General features: G+C 71.8%; 19 protein-coding genes. 12 read left to right on the top strand and 7 right to left on the bottom strand.

Going from position 1 to position 24,947, the window contains the following annotated elements:
* Positions 1–113 precede the first annotated feature (113 nt).
* Positions 114–917, bottom strand: a complete 804-nt coding sequence (locus AB0917_RS24675) for a helix-turn-helix transcriptional regulator (RefSeq protein ID WP_366821833.1) — start codon at positions 915–917, stop codon at positions 114–116.
* Positions 918–1,109: 192 nt separating this feature from the next.
* Here AB0917_RS24675 and AB0917_RS24670 point away from each other — a divergent pair, with 192 nt between their 5' ends.
* Positions 1,110–1,415, top strand: a complete 306-nt coding sequence (locus AB0917_RS24670; protein ID WP_366821832.1) for a 4a-hydroxytetrahydrobiopterin dehydratase — start codon at positions 1,110–1,112, stop codon at positions 1,413–1,415.
* Positions 1,416–1,543: 128 nt separating this feature from the next.
* On the opposite strand, the gene AB0917_RS24665 is transcribed toward AB0917_RS24670, so the two are convergent.
* The gene (locus AB0917_RS24665; RefSeq protein WP_366821831.1) at positions 1,544–2,506 is read right to left on the bottom strand and encodes a LysR family transcriptional regulator; all 963 of its coding nucleotides are present in this window, start codon (positions 2,504–2,506) and stop codon (positions 1,544–1,546) included.
* Positions 2,507–2,872: 366 nt separating this feature from the next.
* Here AB0917_RS24665 and AB0917_RS24660 point away from each other — a divergent pair, with 366 nt between their 5' ends.
* Complete coding sequence (locus tag AB0917_RS24660; protein ID WP_366821830.1) at positions 2,873–3,844, top strand: class I SAM-dependent methyltransferase; 972 nt, start codon at positions 2,873–2,875, stop codon at positions 3,842–3,844.
* Between the two features lie 14 nt (positions 3,845–3,858).
* Here AB0917_RS24660 and AB0917_RS24655 read toward each other — a convergent pair whose 3' ends face one another.
* The 4 genes from AB0917_RS24655 to AB0917_RS24640 form a co-directional block, all read right to left on the bottom strand.
* On the bottom strand, positions 3,859–4,329 hold the full coding sequence (locus AB0917_RS24655; RefSeq protein ID WP_366821829.1) for an RICIN domain-containing protein: 471 nt from the start codon (positions 4,327–4,329) through the stop codon (positions 3,859–3,861).
* Positions 4,330–4,451: 122 nt separating this feature from the next.
* Positions 4,452–5,288: an aldo/keto reductase gene (locus AB0917_RS24650; RefSeq protein ID WP_366821828.1), complete on the bottom strand. Its 837-nt coding sequence runs from the start codon at positions 5,286–5,288 to the stop codon at positions 4,452–4,454.
* A gap of 274 nt (positions 5,289–5,562) precedes the next feature.
* The gene (locus AB0917_RS24645; protein WP_366821827.1) at positions 5,563–7,362 is read right to left on the bottom strand and encodes a long-chain fatty acid--CoA ligase; all 1,800 of its coding nucleotides are present in this window, start codon (positions 7,360–7,362) and stop codon (positions 5,563–5,565) included.
* A gap of 284 nt (positions 7,363–7,646) precedes the next feature.
* Positions 7,647–8,528, bottom strand: coding sequence for a LysR substrate-binding domain-containing protein (locus tag AB0917_RS24640; RefSeq protein WP_366821826.1), 882 nt, complete (start codon positions 8,526–8,528; stop codon positions 7,647–7,649).
* A gap of 181 nt (positions 8,529–8,709) precedes the next feature.
* Between AB0917_RS24640 and AB0917_RS24635 the strand changes: the two genes are divergently transcribed.
* On the top strand, positions 8,710–9,771 hold the full coding sequence (locus AB0917_RS24635) for a bile acid:sodium symporter family protein (RefSeq protein WP_366821825.1): 1,062 nt from the start codon (positions 8,710–8,712) through the stop codon (positions 9,769–9,771).
* A 17-nt stretch (positions 9,772–9,788) separates the two neighbouring features.
* On the opposite strand, the gene fdhD is transcribed toward AB0917_RS24635, so the two are convergent.
* The gene (fdhD, locus tag AB0917_RS24630; RefSeq protein ID WP_366821824.1) at positions 9,789–10,637 is read right to left on the bottom strand and encodes a formate dehydrogenase accessory sulfurtransferase FdhD; all 849 of its coding nucleotides are present in this window, start codon (positions 10,635–10,637) and stop codon (positions 9,789–9,791) included.
* Positions 10,638–10,905: 268 nt separating this feature from the next.
* Here fdhD and AB0917_RS24625 point away from each other — a divergent pair, with 268 nt between their 5' ends.
* The 9 genes from AB0917_RS24625 (at position 10,906) to AB0917_RS24585 (ending at position 24,863) form a co-directional block, all read left to right on the top strand.
* Positions 10,906–11,865, top strand: a complete 960-nt coding sequence (locus AB0917_RS24625; RefSeq protein ID WP_366821823.1) for a beta-ketoacyl-ACP synthase III — start codon at positions 10,906–10,908, stop codon at positions 11,863–11,865.
* A 148-nt stretch (positions 11,866–12,013) separates the two neighbouring features.
* Positions 12,014–13,195 carry an ROK family transcriptional regulator gene (locus tag AB0917_RS24620; RefSeq protein WP_366821822.1) on the top strand — a complete coding sequence of 394 codons (1,182 nt, stop codon included), beginning with the start codon at positions 12,014–12,016 and terminating at the stop codon, positions 13,193–13,195.
* A 308-nt stretch (positions 13,196–13,503) separates the two neighbouring features.
* The gene (locus AB0917_RS24615) at positions 13,504–15,027 is read left to right on the top strand and encodes a sugar ABC transporter ATP-binding protein (RefSeq protein WP_366821821.1); all 1,524 of its coding nucleotides are present in this window, start codon (positions 13,504–13,506) and stop codon (positions 15,025–15,027) included.
* Entirely contained in the window at positions 15,024–16,079 is a 1,056-nt protein-coding gene (locus tag AB0917_RS24610) for an ABC transporter permease (RefSeq protein WP_366821820.1), read from the top strand. Before AB0917_RS24615 ends, AB0917_RS24610 begins: the two co-directional genes overlap by 4 nt.
* Before the next feature lie 70 nt (positions 16,080–16,149).
* Positions 16,150–17,187, top strand: coding sequence for a substrate-binding domain-containing protein (locus AB0917_RS24605; RefSeq protein ID WP_366821819.1), 1,038 nt, complete (start codon positions 16,150–16,152; stop codon positions 17,185–17,187).
* 161 nt (positions 17,188–17,348) lie between these two features.
* Complete coding sequence (locus AB0917_RS24600; RefSeq protein ID WP_366821834.1) at positions 17,349–18,500, top strand: Gfo/Idh/MocA family oxidoreductase; 1,152 nt, start codon at positions 17,349–17,351, stop codon at positions 18,498–18,500.
* 13 nt (positions 18,501–18,513) lie between these two features.
* Complete coding sequence (locus tag AB0917_RS24595) at positions 18,514–19,518, top strand: sugar phosphate isomerase/epimerase family protein (protein WP_366821818.1); 1,005 nt, start codon at positions 18,514–18,516, stop codon at positions 19,516–19,518.
* A gap of 289 nt (positions 19,519–19,807) precedes the next feature.
* Complete coding sequence (locus AB0917_RS24590; RefSeq protein WP_366821817.1) at positions 19,808–23,527, top strand: ThuA domain-containing protein; 3,720 nt, start codon at positions 19,808–19,810, stop codon at positions 23,525–23,527.
* A gap of 91 nt (positions 23,528–23,618) precedes the next feature.
* Positions 23,619–24,863, top strand: coding sequence for an inositol-3-phosphate synthase (locus AB0917_RS24585; RefSeq protein ID WP_366821816.1), 1,245 nt, complete (start codon positions 23,619–23,621; stop codon positions 24,861–24,863).
* Positions 24,864–24,947: the final 84 nt, after the last annotated feature.

Raw genomic sequence — 24,947 nt, 5'->3', positions numbered from 1 at the left:
GTCGTCGGGCCGCCCCGCCTCCCGGGTGCCTCCCCCGGAATTTCTGGGGCCTGGTTTCTCCCGGTTATGCCGGCCCCGCCCGGGGGGCGGCCCGGGGGCGTGGGGGCGCACGGCTACGGCAGACGTTCGCGCAGATAGGCGGCGGTCTCCGGGTCGGCGGGCAGGAACGTCTCGATGGCCAGCTCCGCCACGGTCACGTCCATCGGCGTGTTGAACGTCGCGATCGACGCGATGAACGACAGCACCCGGTCCCCGTGCTCGATCACCAGGGGCAGCGCGAACGACGGCGTACGCTCCCCGGCCCGGACACCGGCCGCCCCCCTGTCCGGTACGGGGTAGGCGGCCACCTCCTCGTACAGCGCGCGCAGCTCCGGCGACCGTACGAGCGCGATCTGGCGTTCCATCTGCGCCAGCAGATCCGCCCGCCACTCCGGCAGGTTCAGGATGCGCGGCGCGAGCCCCGCGGGGTGGAGGGTGACCCGCATGGCGTTGAGCGGCGGGGCGAGCAGCTCCTCGGCGACCCCCTCCATGAGCAGGGCGATGCCCCGGTTGGCCGCCACCACGTCGTAACGGCCGTCGACGACGAGCGCGGGATAGGGCTCGTACCCCGCCAGCAGGCGTTCCAGCCCCTCGTGCACCGAGGCCATCGCGGGGTCGTCGAGCGGGGTCTGCGCGTAGCGGGGCGCGTAACCGGCGACCACGAGCAGGGCGTTGCGTTCCCGGACGGGGATGTCCAGCTGCTCGGCCAGGCGCAGGACCATGTCCTCGCTGGGGCGCGAGCGGCCCGTCTCGATGAAGGAGATGTGGCGGGCCGAGGAGTCCGCGCGCAGCGCCAGGTCCAGCTGGCTGATCCGCCGCTGCTCCCGCCAGCCGCGCAGCAGCGGCCCCACTCCCGTGTCGGGGGAGACAGTCGTCATAGGGAGACCGTAACGTCACCGGCGGGCCGGGTCACCGGCGGGCCGGGTCACCGAGGGTCCCGAAGCGGAGCCGGCCGGTCGTACGCTGACGCCGGACCGGCCGGTCGCACCCTGAGCCGAACGGACCGGTCGTGGCCCGGCGCCGAACCAACCGGCCGTACCCCGACATCCGAGACCCACGGGAGCCGTTCCATGTCCGCCGAACCGCTGTCGAAGACCGAGACCGAACGCCGGCTGGAGGCGCTGCCCGGCTGGACGCTGGAAGGGGACCGGATCACCCGGACCTACCGGCTGCCGTCGCACCTCGCCGCCGCCACGCTGACCGTGCACATCGCGCGGATCCAGGAGGAGCTGAACCACCACTCCGATCTGACGCTGGGGTACAACACCGTGGCGCTCTCCGTCCAGACGCACGACGCGGGCGGTGCGGTCACGGAGAAGGACCTGGAGCTGGCCGCCCGCGTGGCAGCCGCCGCACCGGCCCACGGGGCGGAGTAGCGCTCAGGGGGCCTGTGCGGGGCGCGCGTGCGGGGCGGAGTGGCGCGTACGGGGCCCGTGCGGGTGCGTGCGGGGCCCTTACGGCTTTCCCGGCGGTGTGCGGGACCGAGGCCGCCGCCGAGGCCGCCTCAGTTCATCAGCCCGAACCGCGGATGCTCGTCGAGCCACCGCGCGTAGCCGGGGCTGCGCGAGACGGCCTCCGTGTACGCCGCCCGGGTCTGCCCCGCCACCGCCCCCGCCGCGGCGTCCGCGGCGGGGGAGTGCGGGTGCCAGCCCAGCAGGTGGCGCCAGGTGAGCGGTGCGCCGGCCAGCGGCCGGGTCACCAGGCCGGGGACCGGCGGGAACGTCGCCCGGCACAGTCCGATCGCCCGCCCGACCTGCACCAGGTGGACGACGGACGAGGTGTCCGTCTCGTACACCGACACGGGGGTGAAACCGGCCCGCGCACAGGCCGTGGCGAAACAGTCGGCGAAACAGCCGTCCCCCGGGACGTCGGCCCAACACTGGTCCGCCAGCGCGGCGAGGTCCAGCTCCTTCTCGCCGGCCAGCGGATGGTCCTCCGGCAGCATCACGAAGACCGGGTCCACCCCCACCACCTCCCAGACCAGCCGCTCCGCCAGCGGCGGCGGGCTCTCGCCGCAGGTGCCGATCAGGGCGAAGTCGAGGCGCCCGTCGATCGTCAGGGAGGCGATCTCCTCCACCGACCACGAGGTGTACGTGGAGACCGGCGCCGCCGGGTGCGCCGTGGCGATCCGGTCGACCAGACCGCCGAGCAGCGGGCCGTGCGTACCGCCGAGCCGGAACCGTTCCAGCGGCCCGGTGGCGTTGGCGAACCGCACCGCCTCCGCCTGGAGTTCGTTCACCGCGGGCAGCACCACCCGGGCCCGCTCCAGCACCAGCTCGCCGAGCGGAGTGGCTCGGGCGCCCGTGTGGTCACGCTCGAAGAGCGTGCCGCCCAGGGCCTTCTCGATGCGCCGCAACTGGGCGCTGAGAGCGGGCTGGGCGAGGCCCAGCGTGGCGGCGGCCTTGGTGAGGCTGCCGGTGTCGGCGATGGCACGGACGGTTCTCAGATGGCGCAACTCCAGCTCCATAATGGCAAGTTATGGCCCCCGGCCCGCTCCGGCAATATGTCGGTCACTCTTCTGTTCGGCCAATGTTTCCGGGCCGTCCCTCCGCGCGTGGTGCGCCGGAGGGTCCCGCTCCAGTTCAGCCGTGCCGGACACCGTGCTCAGCCGCGCCAGACGCCGTCCACCGCGTCCTCGGCGGCCTCGCGGATGAACGCGCTCTCAGCGGACTCCTGGACGGACCGCAGCCGAGGGCCTGCCCGCCACGGCCCCCGATCGCGTTCGGTACGGAGTTCCGGCACGGCCGGGGAGCGAGCCCCTGGAGCACCGCGACGACTTGCCGGAGCGGCAACAGAACTTGCCCGAACGTCGCCCTGTGGGGAGGGTGGCGCCATGAGCAGCCACGCCGGAGACGGCCACCACGACGCCCACGCCCACCCCCATCGACCCACCCCCGCCCCCGCTCCCGGCCACACCCACACCCACACCCACACCCACGGATCGCACGCCGCCGGTGCGGACACGGAGTTCGACTGGGAGGTCATGGGCCCGATGCTGGAGCAGGAGGCCGAACTCAACAGCGGGCCCTACGAGGAGGCGGCCCGCTGGATCGCCGCCCTGCCCACCGCGCCGAAGGTGCGCCGGGTGCTGGACGTCGGCAGCGGCCCCGGCGTCGTCACCTGTCTGCTGGCCGAGGTGTTCCCCGAGGCCGAAGTCGTCGCCGTGGACCCCACGCCCGCCCTGCTGGAGCGGACGAAGGACCGCGCCCGGCGCCTCGGCGTGAGCGAGAGGGTCCGCACGGTGGAGGCCGGGCTCCCCATGGACGTACACCGGTTGGGCGAGGCCGACCTCGTCTGGGCCGGCAACTCCCTGCACCACATGGGTGACCAGCGCGCCGCCCTCGCCGGCTTCGCCGAGCTGCTGCGCCCCGGCGGAACCCTGGCGCTCCTGGAGGGCGGGCTGCCCACCCGGCGGCTGCCCCGGGACCTCGGCATCGGGCGGCCCGGCCTGGAGGCCCGGCTGGACGCGGCCTCGGCCGCCTGGTTCGACCGGATGCGGTCCGAACTCCCCGGCACCAAGCGGGAGGCCGAGGACTGGAGCGCCCTGATCGCGGCGGTCGGGCTGACCCCCCAGGGCACGCGCAGCTTCCTGCTCGACCTGCCGGCCCCGCTCTCCGCACCCGCCCGCGACCACGTCATCACCAAACTGACCCGGGAGTACGAGGTCCTCGGCGCCCTGCTCGACGCCGATGACCGCGCCGTACTGGAGCGGCTGCTGGACCCCGACGACCCGGCGGGGGTCCACCACCGGCCCGACGTCCACCTGCTCACCGCCCGCACGGTCCACCTCGGCCGCCGCGACTGAAGCCCCCCGGAGCGTCAGGACGCCACCGGCTCCAGCCGCCACCACTGGAAGGGGGAGTCGGTGTCCTCCCACTGCTGGACCGTCCCGCCTTCCTCGGTCGAACGGTCGGCGACCTCCATGACGAGCCCGCTGATGAAGCTCACCAGCGTCACCGTCCCCGGCGCCTCCAAATGCCGTTCGATCAGCCACTCCTGGGCGCCGAAGTTGTTGGCCTTCCACTGCTGGATGCGGACGCCGTTCTCCGTGTTCGCGCCCGCGACGTCCAGCCGCTTCCCGCTGTGCGCGTTGACCAGGTGGTACAGGGCCGCGCCCTCGTGCACCGGGGACAGCCGCCACTGCTGGGCCGCCGTCCCGTCCTCCTTGCCCTGCTGCACCCGCGCACCGCTGCCCTTGGCCGCGCCGTACACCTCCAGCACCAGGCCGCTGCCGACATTGCGCAGACGGTACGAGCCCGCCTCGACGACGGGCGCCGGATCGCTGCTCATCTTGCTCTCCCCCGGGAGTAGGAACGAAGATCACCGGCCGGACGGCCGGAACCGGACCGACGACGGCGCCCCCACCACGGGAACCGGAAGGCCGTGGTGGGGGCGGTGGAAGAACCTGGCGCTCAGGCGCCGAGGTTGAACTCCGCCGGGTCCGGGCCGAGCCGCTTGCCCTCGTCCAGCGCCGCGAAGGCGGCGAGGTCGTCGGCGTCCAGCTCGAAACCGAACACGTCGAAGTTCTCCTCGATCCGCGACGGGGTCACGGACTTCGGGATCACGATGTTGCCCGTCTGGAGGTGCCAGCGCAGGACGGCCTGGGCGGGGGTGCGGCCGTGCTTCTGGGCGATGGCCACGACCGTCGGCACCTCCAGGAGGCCCTTGCCCTGGCCCAGCGGCGACCAGGCCTCGGTGGCGATGGAGTGCTCGGCGTGGAAGGCGCGCGCCTGGGCCTGCTGGAGCTGGGGGTGCAGCTCGATCTGGTTGAGGACGGGGACCACGGAGGTCTCGTCCAGCAGCCGCCTCAGGTGCTCGGGGTGGAAGTTCGACACGCCGATCGCCTTGGCGCGGCCGTCGGCGTATATCTTCTCCAACACCCGGTACGTGTCGGTGTAGGCGTCCTTGGCCGGGACCGGCCAGTGGATCAGATACAGGTCGACGTAGTCCAGGCCGAGCTTGTCCAGCGAGGCGTCGAAGGCGCGCAGCGCGCTGTCGTGGCCCTGCTCGGTGTTCCACAGCTTCGTGGTGACGAAGAGCTCGTCACGTGCGACACCGGAGGCGGCGATGGCCTTGCCGGTGCCCGCCTCGTTCTCGTAGATCGCGGCGGTGTCGATGGACCGGTACCCGGACTCGATGGCCTTCGCGACCGCCTTCGCCGCCTCGTCGTCCGGCACCTGCCAGACACCGAAACCGAGCTGCGGCATTTCGAGGCCGTTGTTGAGGGTGATGGAGGGGACCTGGCTCACGAGCGGTCGATCCTTACGTCGTCGGTTGGTACTCCCCACGACAACGAGCGGGCGGGTTCAGGCATTCCCGCCCCATGATCCGGAAACCAGGCTGACCGGTCCGTGGCCGTGGGTGTCGCCGGCGGCGGTGGACCCCGTCGATGTCAGAGGCGGACCGTGTCGACGTCCGTGGTGGACCGCGCCGACGCCGGTGTGGACCGTGTCGAGGTCCGTGGCAGACCGCGTGGGCGTCAGTGGCAGACCCCGTCGACGTCAGTGGCAGACCGCGTGGACGTCAGTGGTAGAGCGCGTCGACCTCGACCGCGTACGCCGTCTCGATCGCCTCGCGCTTCAGCTTCAGCGAGGGCGTCAGCAGCCCGTACTCCTCGGTGAACGGGTGGGCCAGGATCCGGAACGTACGGATCGACTCGGCCTGCGAGACCGCCGTGTTGGCGGCCACCACCGCCCGGCGGACCTCCATCTCCAGGTCCGGGTCGCGCACCAGGTCGGCCGGGGCGAGCGGGGCGCGGCCCTGTATGGAGAGCCAGTGGTCGACGGAGTCCCGGTCGACGGTGACCAGGGCCGCGATGTACGGGCGGTCGTTGCCGACGACGATGCACTGGGCGACCAGCGGATGGGCCCGCACCCGCTCCTCCAGACCGGCCGGCGACACGCTCTTGCCGCCGGACGTCACCAGGATCTCCTTCTTCCGCCCGATGATCGTGAGGTAGCCGTCCTCGTCCAGCGCCCCGATGTCCCCGGTGGCCAGCCAGCCGTGCTCCAGGGCGGCCCGGGTGGCCGCGGGGTCGCCCAGGTAGCCGGAGAAGACGTTGGGCCCGTGCAGCCACACCTCGCCGTCGTCCGCGATGTGCACCGACGTACCGGGGATGGGCTGCCCGACCGTGCCGTACCGGGTGCGCTCGGGCGGGTTGGCGGTCGCCGCCGCGGTGGACTCGGTCAGCCCGTACCCCTCGAAGACGCTCACCCCGGCGCCGGCGAAGAACAGGCCGAGCCGGCGGTCCATGCCCGAGCCGCCCGACATCGCGTGGCGCACCCGGCCGCCCAGCGCGTCGCGGATCTTCTTGTAGACGACCTTGTCGAAGAACTGGTGCTGCATCCGCAGCCCGGCGGAGGGCCCCGGCCCCAGGCCGAAGGCCTTCTGCTCCAGCACCTCCGCGTACGTCACCGCGATGTCCACGGCCTTGTCGAACGGCCCGGACCTGCCCTCCGCCTCGGCCTTGCGCCGGGCGCCGTCGAAGACCTTCTCGAAGATGTACGGCACCGCCAGGATGAAGGTGGGCCGGAACGTCACCAGGTCCGGCATCAGCGCGTTCGCCGACAGCTCCGGCTGGTGGCCCAGCTTGACCCGCCCCCGTACCGCCGCGATCTCCACCATCCGGCCGAAGACGTGCGCCAGCGGGAGGAAGAGGAGCGTGGCCGCCTCGTCGCCGGGCTTGGAGCGGAACACCGGCTCCCAGCGGGCCACCATCGTGTCGCTCTCGAACATGAAGCTCGCATGCGTGATGACGCACCCCTTGGGGCGGCCCGTCGTGCCCGACGTGTAGATCACCGTCGCCACGGAGTCGGGCGTCACCGCACGACGGTGCCGGTGCACCACCTCGTCGTCGACCATCCCGCCCGCGCCGACCAGCTCGTCCAACGCACCGGCGTCCAGCTGCCACAGCCGCTTCAGGTGCGGCAGCCGGTCGATCACCGAGCCGACGGTCATCGCGTGGTCCTCGTGCTCGACCATCACGGCCACCACTTCGGCGTCGTGCAGCATCCAGTGGACCTGCTCGGCGGAGGAGGTCGGGTAGACCGGCACCGACTGGGCCCCCACCGACCAGAGCGCGAAGTCGAAGAGCGTCCACTCGTACCGCGTACGGGACATCAGCGCGACCCGGTCGCCGAACCGGACCCCGTGCGCGATCAGCCCTTTGGCCAGGGCCAGCACCTCGTCGCGGAACACCTCCGAGGTCACATCCCGCCACTGCCCGCCCGCGTCCCTGCGGCCGAGTGCGACCCGCTTCGGATCGTCCTCCGCGTAGGCGAAGACCACATCGGCCAGACCGCCGACCTGAGGCGGCGCGGCCATGGGTGGGACCGTGAATTCACGCAATGACCTGCTCCTCGTGGCGCTCCGCACAGCGCCGCGACGCTACCCCAACCGGGGGCCCGGCGGGAGGGTCCGAACCCCGCGTAAAACGTGGCATTCGCAGGGGTCAACCGTCGAAATCCGGCCAGATGGGCAAGGCTCGGGCGCACTTCTGACGGAGGCGTAAGCGGCTCGCGGCGAAATCTCCACCGAATCCGACCGTGGCGAACACTCCCATGATGTGGGGGTATACGGCGCTCCGTGCCGCTATCGGGCCCTGTGCCTCAGTCGCCGGACCCCCGGTGCAGCCGGTCCCCGCCCGCCAGGATCGCCCCCGCCAGCGCGTCCGCCGCCTCCTGGGCCGCGCCCCTGCGGTCCCCGTGCAGCAGGACGAAGTCGACGCCGCCCGGCTCCGGCAGCCCCGCCCTGGCCGGGACCGGGACGAGCCCCGGCGGGATCAGCCTCCGTGCGTGCACCATCACGCCCAGCCCCGCCCGCGCCGCCGCGACCAGGGCGCTCAGGCTCGTACTCGTACAGGCGATCCGCCAGGACCGCCCGTGCTCCTCCAGCACCTCCAGCGCGCGGGCCCGGGTGATGCCCGGCGGCGGGAAGACGATGAGCGGCACCGGGCGTTCCGGGTCGACCCGCAGCCGCGGCGCCCCGATCCAGTCCAGCGCGTCCTGCCACACCGGCTCGCCGTGCGTGTCGCCGATCCTCCGCTTGGCCAGCACCAGGTCGAGCCGGCCCGCCTCCAGCTGCCGGTGCAGCGTCCCGGACAGCTCCACCGTGAGTTCCAGTTCGACCTCCGGATGGTCGCGGCGGAAGGACTCCAGGATCTCCGGCAGCCGGGTCAGCACGAAGTCCTCGGAGGCGCCGAAGCGGAGCCGGCCGCGCAGCCGGGTGCCCGCGAAGAACGCCGCGGCCCGCTCGTGCGCCCGCAGGATCGTCCGGGCGAAGCCGAGCATCGCCTCACCGTCCTCGGTCAGGTCGACCCGGTGGGTGTCCCGGGCGAACAGTTGCCGTCCGGCCGCCTGCTCCAGCCGCCGGACGTGCTGGCTGACGGTGGACTGCCGGACTCCGAGCCGGCGGGCGGCCTGGGTGAAGCTCAGTGTCTGGGCGACGGCGAGGAAGGTACGGAGCTGGGCGGGGTCGTAGGAGGTGTCCACGTGTCCACGCTAGCGGGGCTTATCGCGATCCGTGATGACAGTCAGAGCGGAGTGAGGGATTCCCGATCGCTAGCCGGCGGGCAGGATGGTGAGGCGTACGAGGAAGCCGACGCCGGTGCGCCCCACCGGCGAGCCGAAGCTGGTGCGGCACACCAGCGAGCCGAAGAACGACGTGGAGCCCATGAGCCGCCGCCGCACCCTCACCCTGCCGTCCTGGCTGCCGGTCGACGCGTACATCCTGACGCTGATCGGCACGGTCGCCCTCGCCGCGCTGCTGCCCGCGCGCTCCACGGCCGCCGATGTGGCGGGCGGGGCCTCCACCGGGGCGGTCGCCCTGCTCTTCTTCCTCTACGGGGCCCGGCTCTCCACCGCCGAGGCGCTCGACGGGCTGAAGCACTGGCGGCTCCACCTCACCGTCCTGGCCTGCACGTTCGTCGCCTTCCCGCTGCTGGGGCTGGCGAGCGGGGGCCTGGTCCCGTACGTGCTGACGCCCGAGCTCCAGGCGGGCTTCCTCTTCCTGTGCCTCGTACCGTCGACGATCCAGTCCTCGATCGCCTTCACCTCGATCGCCCGGGGCAACGTGCCCGCCGCGATCTGCGCCGGGTCCTTCTCCAGCCTCATCGGCATCCTCCTGACCCCGCTGCTCGCCGCGCTCCTGCTCGGCTCGGCCGGCGGCGGGTTCTCGGCGGACTCGCTGCTGAAGATCGTGCTCCAGCTGCTCGTGCCGTTCCTCGCCGGGCAGTTCCTGCGCCGCTGGGTCGGCACCTTCCTGACCCGTCACAAGAAGGTGCTCGGCCTGGTGGACCGCGGCTCGATCCTGCTCGTCGTCTACACCGCGTTCAGCGAGGGCATGGTGGCCGGTGTCTGGAGCCAGGTCACCCCGGCCCGGCTCGGTGCCCTGCTCGGGGCCGAGGCGGTCCTGCTGGCCGTGATGCTCGCGCTGACCTGGTACGGGGCGCGGCGGCTCGGCTTCGACCGGGAGGACCGGATCGCCATCCAGTTCGCCGGGTCGAAGAAGAGCCTGGCGGCGGGGCTGCCCATGGCGAGCGTGCTGTTCGGGGCGCACGCGAGCCTCGCCGTCCTGCCGCTGATGCTCTTCCACCAGATGCAGCTGATGGTCTGCGCGGTCATCGCCAAGCGCCGCTCGCGCGACCCGGAGACGGTGCGGGGCGCGGACGACGCGGGGAGCCCCGGCGACTTCGGCCCGGGGCCCGCCGCACCGGCGCCGGCCACGGTGACCTGAGCGCCCCGGGAGCCCCCTCAGCCCCGCCGGGCCTCCGCCTCCAGCGCGATCCGGTGCTCACCCGCGTACACGTTCATCGACGGCCCCCGCAGGAAGCCCACCAGGGTCAGCCCGCTCTCCGCCGCCAGGTCCACCGCCAGCGAGGACGGTGCCGAGACCGCGGCCAGTACCGGGATCCCCGCCATCACCGCCTTCTGCGCCAGCTCGAACGAGGCCCGCCCCGAGACCAGCAGCACCGCCCGGGACAACGGCAGCCGCCCGTCCGTGAGCGCCCGGCCCACCAGCTTGTCGACCGCGTTGTGCCGCCCCACGTCCTCCCGTACGTCCAGCAGCTCGCCCTCCTCGGAGAAGAGGGCCGCCGCGTGCAGCCCCCCGGTCCGGTCGAACACCTTCTGCGCGGCCCGCAGCCGGTCCGGCAGGGCGGCGAGCAGCTCGGGCGTGAGCCGGACCGGGGGAGCGTCGCCGACCGGGTGACGGGTGGTGGTGCGGACCGCGTCCAGGCTGGCCTTTCCGCACAGGCCGCACGAGGAGGTGGTGTAGACGTTGCGCTCCAGGGTGATGTCGGGCACCACGACGCCCGGCGCGAGCCGCACGTCCACCACGTTGTACGTGTTCACGCCGTCCGCGGTCGCCCCGGCGCAGTAGACGATGGACCGCACCTCCCCGCCCTCGGCGATCACGCCCTCGCTCACCAGGAACCCCGCGGCCAGCGCGAAGTCGTCACCGGGTGTGCGCATGGTGATGGCCAGCGGCTTTCCGTTCAGCCGGATCTCCAGGGGCTCCTCCGCGACGAGCGTGTCGGCGCGGGAGGAGACGGCACCGTCGCGGATACGGAGGGTGCGGCGGCGCTCGGTGACCCGTCCCATGAGGCTGAACCCGATTTCTGTCGATGTGCGGAGCTTTCGGCCGTGGTTCCGGCCGGAGCCTGGCCCTGCCATTGTCCTGCACACGCGGTACACCGTCTCCGCTGCCACCACCGTCCACCCGAACGGACGGTCGGGGGGAGCATGCAGGTGAAGCTGTTGTCAATGCTCCAACGTGTGGGCCGGATTCCTGTGGGATCACGTGCCCTCGTACCGGACAGTAGCCACCAAGACTGGGTGTTTCCTGCCCTACGTAACGATGGGAACCCGTATGACCGGCTCACGTGTCGTGGCGCTCGGCCACTATCAGCCCGCCAAGGTGCTCACCAACGACGATCTGGCGGCCATGGTCGACACGAGCGACGAGTGGATCACGAGCCGGGTCGGCATCAAGACCCGGCACGTGGGCGGCCCCGACGAGCCGGTCGACGAACTGGCCGCGCACGCCGGCGCCAAGGCGCTGGCCGCCGCCGGCCTCCAGCCCGCCGACATCGATCTGGTACTGGTGGCCACCTCCACCGCCATCGACCGGTCCCCGAGCATGTCGGCGCGGGTCGCGGCGCGGCTCTCCGTGGGGTCACCCGCCGTGATGGACATCAACGTGGTCTGCTCGGGCTTCACCCACGCCCTGGCCGTCGCCGACCACACGATCCGGGCCGGTGCGGCGACCCGGGCCCTGGTCATCGGTGCCGACAAGATGGGCGACATCGCCGACTGGACCGACCGCACCACCTGCGTGCTGCTCGGCGACGGCGCGGGCGCCGCCGTCGTCACCGCCGACCCGTCCGCCCCCGACACCCCGGGCGGCCCCGGGATCGGGCCGGTGCTGTGGGGGTCCGTGCCGGAGATGGGCAACGCCGTCCGGATCGAGGGGACGCCGCCGCGCTTCGCGCAGGAGGGGCAGTCCGTCTACCGCTGGGCCACCACCCAGCTGCCTCCCATCGCCCGCAAGGTCTGCGAGAAGGCGGGCATCACCCCGGAGGACCTGGGCGCGGTCGTCCTGCACCAGGCCAACCTGCGGATCATCGAGCCGGTCGCCCGGAAGATCGGCGCGGTCAACGCGGTCATCGCGCGGGACGTGGTCGACTCCGGCAACACCTCCGCCGCCTCCATCCCCATGGCGCTCTCCAAGCTCGTCGAGCGCGGCGAGGTCGCCTCCGGCGCTCCGGTGCTGCTCTTCGGTTTCGGCGGGAACCTCTCGTACGCCGGGCAGGTCATCCGCTGCCCCTGAGTGTTCTGGCAGAGGCTTTGTCCTGGGTGTGGAGAAAGTTGGCGCTGATTCCTGCGCAACTTCTTCCCACTCCGGGAAAGCGCTGCTACGTTCCCCTCGAAAGCCCGACGGACTGGCCGGATGTGGCGGGGAGGGACGCGTGAGACGTATGACGGCACGACCCGCGAACACGCATCAGGCACGGCTGCTCCGGCTGCTGCGCGACGGGGGCCCCAACTCCCGGGCGCAGCTGGGCGATCAGGTCGACCTCTCGCGCTCCAAGCTCGCCGTCGAGGTGGACCGGCTGCTGGAGACCGGTCTGGTGGTGGCCGACGGACTCGCCGCATCCCGTGGCGGACGCCGCTCGCACAACATCCGGCTCGCCCCCGAACTACGGTTCCTCGGGGTCGACATCGGCGCCACCTCCATCGATGTCGCCGTCACCAACGCCGAGTTGGAGGTGCTGGGACACCTCAACCAGCCGATGGACGTGCGCGAGGGGCCCGTGGCCGTCTTCGAGCAGGTCCTCGTGATGGCGGCCAAACTCCGGGCCTCCGGTCTCGCCGAGGGTTTCGACGGCGCGGGCATCGGCGTCCCCGGCCCCGTCCGCTTCCCCGAAGGCGTACCGGTCGCGCCACCGATCATGCCCGGCTGGGACGGGTTCCCGGTTCGCGAGGCGCTCAGTCAGGATCTGGGCTGCCCCGTCATGGTCGACAACGACGTGAACCTCATGGCGATGGGGGAGCAGCACGCGGGCGTCGCCCGCTCCGTGGGCGACTTCCTCTGCGTCAAGATCGGTACGGGTATCGGCTGCGGAATCGTCGTCGGCGGTGAGGTCTACCGGGGTACGACGGGCAGCGCCGGGGACATCGGGCACATCCAGGTGGAGCCGGACGGCCGGGCCTGCGCCTGCGGCAACAAGGGCTGCCTGGAAGCCCACTTCAGCGGGGCCGCCCTGGCCCGCGACGCACAGGAGGCGGCCCGGGAGGGCCGCTCGCCCGAACTCGCGGCCCGGCTGGAGGCGGCCGGACGGCTCACCGCCGCCGACGTGGCCGCCGCCGCGGCGGCCGGGGACGCCGCCGCGCTCGACCTGATCCGCGAGGGCGGCAACCGGGTCGGGCAGGTCATCGCCGGCCTCGTCAGCTTCTTCAATCCCGGTCTGGTGGTGATCGGCGGCGGGGTCACCGGCCTCGGTCACAACCTCCTCGCCAGTGTCCGCACCCAGGTCTACCGGCAGTCCCTGCCGCTGGCCACCCGCAACCTCCCCATCGTGCTGGGCGAGTTGGGGCCCACCGCCGGAGTGATCGGCGCGGCCCGGCTCATCAGCGACCACCTCTTCTCACCGGCCTGAGGGCACCGGCACGCCTCCGGGTCACCACCTCGGTCACCTGCACCTAGCCGCCCCACCGCACCACCCCGTCGTCCCGCTCGCCCCACCGCACCACCCGCCCCACCGCACCACCGCACCACCCGCACCCAGCACCACCCGCACCACCGTTTTGGTCAGGTACTCGTCACGTACCCCTGGTCAGCAGCCGCTCGCGATGCCGCCGGCTCCACGGCACCTCCAGCCCTGCGCCCTGCCCGCTCACCGGCCCTCCCCGAACGCCCGGCACCCGCCCGGGTACGGGGAGACCCCATTCGCCGAGGGGATTCGTCATGGCACCAGAACCACCCCTGCTCACCATGTCCGGCATCACCAAGTCCTTCCCCGGCGTACGCGCCCTGGACGGCGTCGACCTGGAGGTCCAGGCCGGCGAGGTCCACTGCCTCCTCGGCCAGAACGGCGCGGGCAAGTCCACCCTCATCAAGGTCCTCGCCGGGGCCCACCAGCCCGACGGCGGCGAGATCACCTGGCGCGGCGAGCCCGTCCGGCTCAAGTCGCCGATCGCGGCCATGCGCCTGGGCATCGCCACCATCTACCAGGAACTCGACCTGGTCGAAGGGCTGTCGGTCGCCGAGAACGTCTTCCTCGGCCACGAACCGACCAGCGCCGGCTTCATCGTCCGTACGGGGGAGGGGCGTTCGGCGGCGAAAGCGCTCCTCGCCCGTCTCGGCCACCCCGAGATCGACCCCGCGCGGCCGGTCGGGGACCTCTCCGCCGCCCAGCAGCAGATCGTCTCCATGGCGCGGGCGCTCTCCCACGACGTACGGCTCATCGTGATGGACGAGCCCTCCGCCGCGCTCGACCCCGACGAGGTCGACAACCTCTTCCGGATCGTCGACAGCCTGACCGCCGACGGGGTCGCCGTCGTCTACATCTCGCACCGGCTGGAGGAGATCCGCCGCATCGGCGACCGGGTCACCGTGCTGAAAGACGGCCGGGCGGTCGCGGTCGGGCTCCCCGCCGCCGGAACGCCGACACGCGACATCGTTGCCATGATGACCGGCCGCGATGTCGAGTACGTCTTCCCGCCGCGCCCCGAAGAGCCGGAGGCCAACACCGCCGAACCCGTCCTCCGGGTCCAAGGCCTTTCCCGTAAAGGGGAGTTCGCTCCCGTCGACCTCGAACTGCGGCCCGGCGAGATCGTCGGCCTCGCCGGACTCGTCGGCTCCGGCCGCTCCGAGATCCTGGAGACGATCTACGGCGCCCGCAAGGCGAGCACCGGGACCGTCACCGTCGCGGGCAAGCAGCTGCGCCCCGGCAGTGTCCGCGCCGCCGTCGCCGCCGGGATCGGTCTCGCCCCCGAGGAGCGCAAGGCCCAGGCGCTGCTGATGACCGAGTCCGTCACCCGTAACGTCTCCGTCTCCTCCCTGTCCCGGTTCGCCCGGGTGGGCTGGATCGACCGGGGCGGCGAGCGGCGGTCCGCGCGGCAGGCCACCCGCGAGCTGTCCCTGCGGCCGGACAACCCGGACACCCCCATCCGTACCCTCTCCGGCGGCAACCAGCAGAAGGCCGTCCTCGCCCGCTGGCTGCTGCGCGGCTGCCGGGTCCTGCTGCTCGACGAACCCACCCGCGGCGTCGACGTCGGCGCCCGCGCGGAGCTCTACGCCGTGATCCGCCGGCTGGCCGACGAAGGCCTCGCCGTCCTGCTCGTCTCCAGCGAAGTGCCCGAAGTCCTGGGCCTCGCCGACCGGGTGCTGGTGCTCCGGGAGGGCCACGTGGTGCACACGGCCCCCGCCCAGGAGCTCGACGAGCACCGCGTACTCGACCTCGTGATGGAAGGGAGCCCGACGCCATGACACAGCCCGCCCCGTCGGCGCAGCACAACGGGCCGGACAAGGGGGCCCTCACCGGCCCCGCCGCCACGCCCCCCTCGAAGACGGGCGGTGGCGGCCGGCCGGGACTCGGTCTGCGGCTCGACGTCCGGACCCTGTCCCTGCTCGGCGTCCTCGCCGTCCTGATCGCGGTCGGCGGCATCACCGAGCCCGATGCGTTCCTGGACACCGGGAACCTCCAGCTGATCCTGACCCAGGCCTCCGTCATCGGGGTCGTCACCGTCGGCATGACCTTCGTCATCACCAGCGGCGGCATCGACCTCTCGGTGGGGGCGATGGTCGCCCTCGCCTCGGTCTGGGCGACGACGCTGGCCACCCAGGAGTACGGCTTCGCGGGCATCGCCTTCACCGCCGTGGTCGTCGGCGTCGCCGCCGGACTCGTCAACGGTGTGCTCATCGCGTACGGGGGCATGGTCCCGTTCATCGCGACGCTGGCCATGCTCGCCTCGGCGCGCGGCCTCGCCCTCCAGATCACCGACGGCAAGACCCAGATCGTCACCGTCGACTCGGTCCTCAACCTGGGCCTGCCGGACTCCTACGTCCTCGGCATCCCGCCGCTGGTCCTCATGTTCGCCGCCGTCACCGTCATCGGCTGGCTGATCCTCAACCGGACCACCTTCGGCCGCCGCACGGTCGCCGTCGGCGGCAACGCGGAGGCGGCCCGCCTCGCCGGGATCGACGTCCGCCGCCAGCGGCTCTACCTCTACGTACTGTCCGGGCTGTGCTGCGGCATCGCCGCCTTCATGCTGATCGTGCTCGCCGGCTCCGGCCAGAACACCAACGGCAACCTGTACGAACTCGACGCCATCGCCGCCGCGATCATCGGCGGCACCCTGCTCAGCGGCGGCCGCGGCACCATCGTCGGCTCCGTCCTCGGCGTCCTGGTCTTCACGACGATCACCAACATCTTCGCGCTCAACAACCTCCAGAGCGACGTCCAGCAGATCGCCAAGGGCGCCATCATCGTCGCCGCCGTCCTCGTCCAGCGCCGCACCCTGCGCGGCGGCGAGACCTGAGCAGCCGCGCAACCCCCGTACCCCGCACCCGCACCCCGTACCCACCCACCGGATGAAGGGCCTCACCGCCATGCCAGAAACCAGCCGCAGAGGGCTGCTGTTCGGAGCCACCGCCATCTCCGCGGGCGCGCTCCTCACCGCCTGCACCAGCAACGAGCCGAAGAACGCCGAGCCCGCCGGCAACAGCCAGAGCGCCGCCGACGACAAGCCGGGCAAGCCCGTCACCATCGGCTTCGCCGGACCGCAGGCCGACCACGGCTGGCTCAACGCCATCAACGTGAACGCCAAGTCGCGGGCGGAGAAGTACAGCGAGGTGACGCTGGAGATCACCGAGGGCTCCAACGACACCGCCGCCCAGATCGGCCAGGTCAAGACCCTCATCAACAAGAAGGTCGACGTCCTGGTCATCCTCCCCGCCGACGGCAAGGCGCTCACCCAGGTCGGCCTGGAGGCGATGCGGGCGGGCATCCCCGTCGTCAACCTGGACCGCATCTTCGCCTCCCCGCAGGCGTACCGCTGCTGGGTCGGCGGCGACAACTACGGCATGGGCCTCAACGCCGGGCACTACATCGGCGAGCAGCTCAAGGGCAAGGCGGACGCCAAGGTCGTCGAGCTGGCCGGCATCGACAACCTGGAGCTGACCAAGCAGCGCAGCCAGGGCTTCGCCGACGCCCTCAAGAACTACTCCAACATCAAGCTGGTGGCCCGTCAGGCCGCCGACTTCACCGTGGAGTCGGGCCAGGCGAAGATGGCCCAACTGCTCCAGGCGCAGAAGCAGTTCGACGCCCTGTGGAACCACGACGACGACCAGGGCGTGGGCGCGCTCCGGGCCATCCAGCAGGCGGGCCGCGACGAGTTCATCATGGTCGGCGGCGCCGGCGCCAAGTCCGCGATGGACGCCATCAAGGCGGACAACGGGGTCCTCAAGGCGACCGTCCTCTACCCGCCGACGATGGCCGCCTCGGCGATCGACCTGGCACGGGCACTGGGCCAGAACAAGGGCATCGACGGCCTCTCCGAGATGGAGATCCCGACCTCCCTGACCCTCTACTCGGCCGTGGTCACCAAGGACAACATCGACCAGTACCTGCCGACGGGCTTCAACTGACCGGGCCTGCGGGGGGTGCGGCGAGCGCATCCCCCGGCCGGCCACCGCACACCGATGAGGAGGAAGTCCGCATGGCCCGTAGTCAAGAGCAGGGGACACAGACGCAGACCGCGAGCGCGACACCGCCGCCGGAGGGGGCGCGAGGAACGCTCGGGGTCGGCATGGTCGGATACGCGTTCATGGGCGCCGCCCACTCCCAGGGGTGGCGCACCGCGGGACACGTCTTCGACCTGCCGGTGCGGCCCGCTCTCGCCGCGATCTGCGGACGCGACCGCAGGGCGGTCGACGCCGCCGCGGCCCGGCACGGCTGGGCCGCCGCGGAGACCGACTGGCGGGCGCTGATCGCCCGGGACGACGTGCAGCTGGTCGACATCTGCACCCCCGGCGACAGCCATGCGGAGATCGCCATCGCCGCCTTGGAGGCGGGCAAGCACGTGCTGTGCGAGAAGCCGCTCGCCAACACGGTCGCCGAGGCGGAGGCGATGGTCCGCGCCGCCGAAGCGGCCAAGGCCCGGGGCCAGGTGGCGATCGTGGGCTTCAACTACCGCAAGGTGCCCGCCATCACCTACGCCCGCCGGCTCATCGCGGACGGCCGCCTCGGCACCCTGCGCCACGTGCGCGCCAGCTACCTCCAGGACTGGCTGGTCGACCCGGCCTCCCCGCTCACCTGGCGGCTCAAGCGCGAACACGCCGGCTCGGGCGCGCTGGGCGACCTGGGGGCGCACATCGTCGACCTCGCCCAGTACCTGGCGGGGGAGCTGCTGACCGGGGTCTCCGCCGTGAGTGAGACCTTCGTACGGGAGCGGCCCCTGCTCACCGGTGCGTCGGCCGGGCTCTCCGGCGCCACGGACGCGGTGGAGCGAGGCGAGGTGACGGTGGACGACGCGGCCATCTTCACCGGCCGCCTCGCCTCCGGTGCGCTCGCCTCCTTCGAGGCGACCCGGATGGCGGCGGGCCGCAAGAACGCGCTGCGGCTGGAGATCAACGGGGAGCTGGGCTCGCTCGCCTTCGACCTGGAGCGGCTCAACGAGCTCTCCTTCCACGACCACACCGAGCCCGCCGCCACCGCCGGCTTCCGCCGCATCCTGGTCACCGAGCCCGAGCACCCCTACCTGGAGGCCTGGTGGCCGCCGGGCCACGGCCTCGGGTACGAGCACACCTTCGTCCACCAGGCCCGCGATGTGGTCCGCACCATCACCGAAGGGCTCGCCCCCCGGCCCTCGTTCGCGGACGGGCTCCAGGTGCAGCGGGTGCTCGCCGCCGTCGAGGAGAGCGCCGCCAAGAACTCCGTACACACCGCTGTCCCGGCCTAGGAGGTCGCCGCCCATGCCCCGCCCCTTCACCCTGTTCACCGGCCAGTGGGCCGACCTCCCGCTGGAGGAGGTCTGCGCACACGCCCGGGACTTCGGCTACGACGGACTCGAACTCGCCTGCTGGGGAGATCACTTCGAGGTCGAGAAGGCGCTCGCCGACCCCGGCTACCTGGACAGCAGGCACCAACTGCTCGACAGGTACGGGCTCAAGTGCTTCGCCATCTCCAACCACCTCGTCGGCCAGGCCGTCTGCGACCACCCGATCGACGAACGCCACCAGGGCATCCTGCCCGCCCGCATCTGGGGCGACGGCGAGGCCGAAGGCGTACGGCAGCGGGCCGCCGCCGAGATGGCCGACACCGCACGGGCCGCCGCCGCCTTCGGCGTGGACACGGTGATCGGCTTCACCGGCTCCTCGATCTGGCACCTGGTCGCGATGTTCCCGCCGGTCCCGCCGCACATGATCGAGCGCGGCTACGAGGACTTCGCGGAGCGCTGGAACCCGGTCCTGGACGTCTTCGACGCCGAGGGGGTGCGCTTCGCCCACGAGGTGCACCCGAGCGAGATCGCGTACGACTACTGGACCACCAAGCGCGCCCTCGAAGCGGTGGACCACCGGCCCGCGTTCGGGCTCAACTTCGACCCGAGCCACTTCGTCTGGCAGGACCTCGACCCGGTCGGCTTCCTCTACGACTTCCGGGACCGGATCTACCACGTGGACTGCAAGGAGGCCCGCAAGCGCCTCGACGGCCGCAACGGCCGCCTCGGCTCGCACCTGCCGTGGGGCGACCCCCGGCGCGGCTGGGACTTCGTCTCCGCCGGCCACGGTGACGTGCCCTGGGAGGACGTGTTCCGGATGCTCCGGTCCATCGGCTACGAGGGCCCGGTCTCCGTGGAGTGGGAGGACGCGGGCATGGACCGGCTGACCGGCGCCCCGGAGGCGCTCGCCAGCCTCAGGCGGTTCGACTTCGACCCGCCGTCGGCCTCCTTCGACGCGGCCTTCGGCGGCGGCGAGTAGGGCGGCCGGCCCAAGCCCCGGGGCGTCATCCCGGCGACACCCCTTAGCTCCCGGGGCCACCTCGTGCTGCCCTGAATCCCCTTTGTCCTGACAGAAGCAGAAGTTCGACCCACCTGTTGCACAAGGGCTTTCCGTCCTGGAGGAACAGGTCTACCGTCCTCAGCGTGTACACGACATGACTTGCGTCACCGGGTTCGCTCCCGTCCCCGGTGGCGCACGCGCGGCAGTCCCCGCGCGGCACGGCACGGCTACACCCGCCCGTACAACCGGCACTCTCCGGAGGACCTACGTGCACCGAACCAGAAAGCGGCTCCTGGCCCGGACCCGCGTCCGTAAATCGCTCGCGCTGTTCACCGGCGGACTCCTCGCCGCCGCGACCCTGACCCTCGGCTCCGCCCCCGGAGCCACCGCCCACCCCGGTCACCCGGGCCACGAGGCGCCCGTGGCGGAGGACTTCCAGCAGGTCACCCTCGCCAAGGGCGCGGAGGAGACCGGCGAGCCCATGTCGCTCGCCGTCCTCCCCGACCGCAGCGTGCTGCACACCTCGCGCGGCGGCGAGCTGCGGATCACCGACAGCGCCGGCAACACCAGGATCTCCGGCACCCTCCCCGTGTACACGCACGACGAGGAAGGCCTCCAAGGCGTCGGCGTCGACCCCGACTTCGCCGAGAACCGGGCCATCTACCTCTTCTACGCACCCCCGTTGGACACCCCGGCGGGCGACGCCCCGGAGACCGGGACCGCCGCCGACTTCGAGAAGTTCGAGGGCGTCAACCGGCTCTCCCGCTTCGTCCTGAACGAGGACGGCACGCTCGACACCGCCAGCGAGAAGAAGGTCCTGGACGTCCCCACCTCGCGCGGCATCTGCTGCCACGTCGGCGGCGACATCGACTTCGACAAGGACGGTAACCTCTACCTCTCCACCGGCGACGACACCAACCCCTTCGCCTCCGACGGCTACACCCCCATCGACGAACGCCCCGACCGCAACCCGGCGTTCGACGCCCAGCGGACCTCCGGCAACACCAACGACCTGCGCGGCAAGATCCTGCGCATCAAGGTCGCCGAGGACGGCTCGTACGCGATCCCGGACGGCAACCTCTTCGAGCCCGGCACGGAGAAGACCCGCCCCGAGATCTACGCGATGGGCTTCCGCAACCCCTTCCGCTTCTCCGTCGACCAGGCCACCGGCATCCTCTACGTCGGTGACTACGGCCCCGACGCCGGCTCGGCCGACCCGAACCGCGGCCCGTCCGGCAAGGTGGAGTTCGCCCGGGTGACGAAGGCCGGCAACTTCGGCTGGCCGTACTGCGTCGGCGACAACGAGCCGTACATCGATCACGACTTCGCCACCAAGACCTCCGGCGCCGCCTTCGACTGCGCCGACCTGAAGAACGACTCGCCGAACAACACCGGCCTCGTCGACCTGCCGCCGGCCGAGGCCGCCTGGATCCCGTACGACGGCGGCTCGCTGCCCGAGTTCGGCAGCGGCTCCGAGTCCCCGATGGGCGGACCGGTCTACCGCTACGACGCCGACCTCGACTCCCCGGTCAAGTTCCCCGAGGCCTACGACGGCGACTTCTTCGCCGGTGAGTTCGGCCGCCAGTGGATCAAGCGCATCGAGCAGGACGCCGACGGCACCGTCCGGTCCATCAACGACGTGCCGTGGTCCGGAACCCAGATCATGGACATGGCCTTCGGCCCGGACGGGGCACTCTACGTCCTGGACTACGGCCTCGCCTGGTTCGGCGGCGACGAGAACTCCGCCCTCTACCGCATCGAGAACGCCACCGGAGGCCGCTCACCCATCGCCGAGGCCTCCGCGAACAAGACCTCCGGCACCGCACCCCTGAAGGTGAAGTTCTCCTCGGCCGGCACGGCGGACGGCGACGGCGACCCGCTCACGTACGCCTGGGACTTCGGTGACGGCGGCACCTCGACGGCCGCCGACCCCACGTACACGTACAAGAAGAACGGTACGTACGTCGCGACGCTCACCGCCGAGGACCCGTCCGGGCGCACCGGCTCCGCCAGCGTCCACGTGACCGTCGGCAACACCGCCCCCACCGTGGAGCTGGTGCTCCCCGAGGACGGGCAGCTCTTCGAGTTCGGTGACTCCGTGCCGTTCAAGGTGAACGTCAGCGACCCGGAGGACGGCACCATCGACTGCACCAAGGTCGAGGTCAAGTTCACCCTGGGCCACGACAGCCACGGCCACGACATGACCACCGAGCACGGCTGCGAAGGCACCATCAAGACCGCCATGGAAGGCGGCCACGACCCCAACGCCAATATCTACGGCGGCATTTCGGCCTCCTACACCGACAACGGCGGCGGTGGCCAGGCGAAGCTGACCGGCAAGGACACCGCCCGGCTCCAGCCCAGGCACCGGCAGGCCGAGCACTTCGACGGTTCCTCCGGTGTCACCACGCCGAGCAAGTCGAGCGCCCACGGCGGAAAGACCGTCGGTGACATCCACAACGACGACTGGATCTCCTTCAAGACCTACGTCCTCGGCGGCACCACGAAGCTCACCGCCCGTATCTCGTCCGCCGGTTCGGGCGGCTTCCTCGAAGTGCGCACCGGATCGTCCACCGGCAAGATCCTCGGCTCGGGACCGGTCCCGGTGACCGGCAGCTGGGACACCTTCCAGGACATCGACATCCCGCTGCGCGGAGCCCCCAAGAAACAGACCGAACTCTTCCTCGTCTTCAAGGGCGGCGACGGCGCGCTCTACGACATCGACGACTTCGAACTCTCCGACAGCCCGGTCGGCAAGAGCGCCAAACGCGTCCTGGTCTTCTCCAAGACCGCCGGCTTCCGCCACGACTCCATCCCGGACGGTATCGCCGCGCTGAAGGAGATCGGCAGGGACACCGGCATCACGGTCGACTCCACCGAGTCCGCCGCCCAGTTCACCACGGCCAACCTCGCCCGCTACGACGCCGTCGCCTTCCTCTCCACCACCGGTGACGTCCTCGACGCCGAACAGCAGAAGGCGTTCGAGAACTACGTCGCCACGGGCGGCGGTTACGTCGGCATCCACGCGGCGGCCGACACCGAGTACGACTGGGAGTTCTACGGCGGCCTCGTCGGCGCCCACTTCGACTCCCACCCGCACATCCAGCCCGCCACCGTCCGCGTCGAGGACCACGACCATCCGGCCACCGCGCACCTGGACCAGGAGTGGGAGCGCACCGACGAGTGGTACAACTACCGCACCAACCCCCGGGACAAGGCCAAGGTGTTGGCCACCCTGGACGAGACCACCTACAGCGGCGGCAACATGAAGGGTGACCACCCGATCTCCTGGTGCCAGACCTACCAGGGCGGCCGTTCCTTCTACACCGGCCTCGGCCACACCAAGGAGTCCTACGCCGAACCGGCCTTCCGCGAACACGTGTCGGGCGGCCTGCGCTACGCCACCGGCCAGGTGAAGGCGGACTGCAAGCCGGACAAGGGCTACCGCACCATCTTCAACGGCAAGACGCTGGAGGGCTGGAAGCAGGCCGGCCCCGGACAGTTCTCCATCAGCGACGGCGCCCTGCACTCCGAGGGCGGCATGGGCCTGCTCACCTACCAGGCCAAGGAGCTGAAGGCGTACTCGCTCAAGCTCGACTGGAAGATGGCGGGCGACGACAACTCCGGTGTGTTCGTGGGCTTCCCGGAGTCCGACGACCCCTGGTCGGCGGTGGACAACGGCTACGAGATCCAGATCGACGCCACCGACGCGGCCGACCGCACCACGGGCGCCGTCTACACCTTCAAGTCGGCCGACATCAAGACCCGTGACCGCGTCCTGCGGCCCCCGGGCCAGTGGAACAGCTACGAGATCAAGGTCCAGGGCGAACGTCTGCAGGTCTTCCTCAACGGAGCGAAGATCAACGACTTCACCAACACCGACCCGGCCCGCAGCCTGAAGGAAGGCTACATCGGCCTCCAGAACCACGGAGCCGACGACCACGTGTCCTTCCGCGACATCCAGCTGAAGGAGCTGCCCTCGACGTAGGGCGGCCACCTCTGCCGACGGCGGGCGGGGGAGCGTTCATACCTCCTCCGCCCGCCGTCCTCCACCTCTTCACCCCCCAGGGAGGCAGCCCGTGACCGCACATGCCGATCGCCCAGGCCGTGACGACGCCCCAGGCCGTAATGATGCTCCAGGCCGTGTCGAGGCAGCTTCGAGCCGTCCTGACGCTCCGGGCCGACCCGATGGTCCGGGCCGTACGGGCACGCCAGGGCGCCGTACCGGTGTCTGGTTCATCGGAGCGCGCGGCTCCGTGGCCACCACCGCCACCACGGGGTGCGCCGCCATCGCCGCGGGCCTCCACCCGCCGACCGGCATGGTCACCGAGACGCCCCCCTTCGCCGACAGCGGCCTGCCGCCCCTGACCTCGCTGGTCTTCGGCGGCCACGAGACCCTGGACTGCCCGCTCGCCAAACGGGCCGAGGCACTGGCCGAGGGCGGCGTGCTGCCGTACCGCCTGCCCACCGCCGTACGCGGCGAACTCGACGCGGCCGACGCCGAGATACGCCCCGGCGGACCGCTCCCCGGCGACACCCGCACCGACGAGGAACTGATCGCCGCGTTCGCCGCCGACCTCACCGGCTTCGCCCACCGCCACGAGCTGGCCCGCACGGTCGTCATCAACGTCTCCTCCACCGAGCCGGCCGCCGGCCCCGGCAGCCCCCGGCTCCCCGCCAGCTCGCTGTATGCCGCGGCCGCCCTGCGAGCCGGCTGCTCCTACGCCAACTTCACCCCCTCCACCGGCCTGCGCGCCCCCGCGCTGGCCGAGGCCGTCGCCGACTGCGGGCTTCCCCACGCGGGGCGCGACGGCAAGACCGGCCAGACGCTGCTCCGCTCCGTGCTCGCCCCGATGTTCCTCCAGCGCGCCCTGCCGGTACGGGCCTGGTCCGGGTCGAACCTGCTGGGCGGCGGGGACGGGGCGGCGCTGGCCGACCCGGCCGCGGCCGCCGCCAAGAACGCGGGCAAGGAGCGCGTCCTCGCCGACACCTTCGGCACCGCCCCCGAGGGCGAGGTCCACATCGACGACGTGCCCGCCATGGGAGACTGGAAGACAGCCTGGGACCACATCGCCTTCGACGGCTTCCTCGGCTCCCGGATGGTCCTCCAGACCATCTGGCAGGGATGCGACTCGGCCCTCGCGGCCCCGCTCGTCCTGGACCTGGCCCGGCTGCTCGCCCGCTCCCACGAGCTGGGGCTGAGCGGCCCCCGGCCGGAGCTGGGGTTCTACTTCAAGGACCCGGACGGCGGCACCTCGGCCGCGCTCGCCGAGCAGTACGCCACCTTGCTGGCCTTCGCCGAGCGGCTGCGGGGCCGGGCGTGAGGTGGCGGCTGCTGTCGGCGCTCGGGGCGTTCCCCGCCGGCCGGCGGGGGGCGCCCCCCCGGCCGCCGGGCCCGGCCGGCCAGA

The organism is Streptomyces sp. NPDC007346, assembly GCF_040703535.1.
GTDB lineage: Bacteria > Actinomycetota > Actinomycetes > Streptomycetales > Streptomycetaceae > Streptomyces.
The sequence above is the reverse complement of the archived record's forward strand: the minus strand, read 5'-3'. Positions and strand labels throughout refer to the sequence as shown.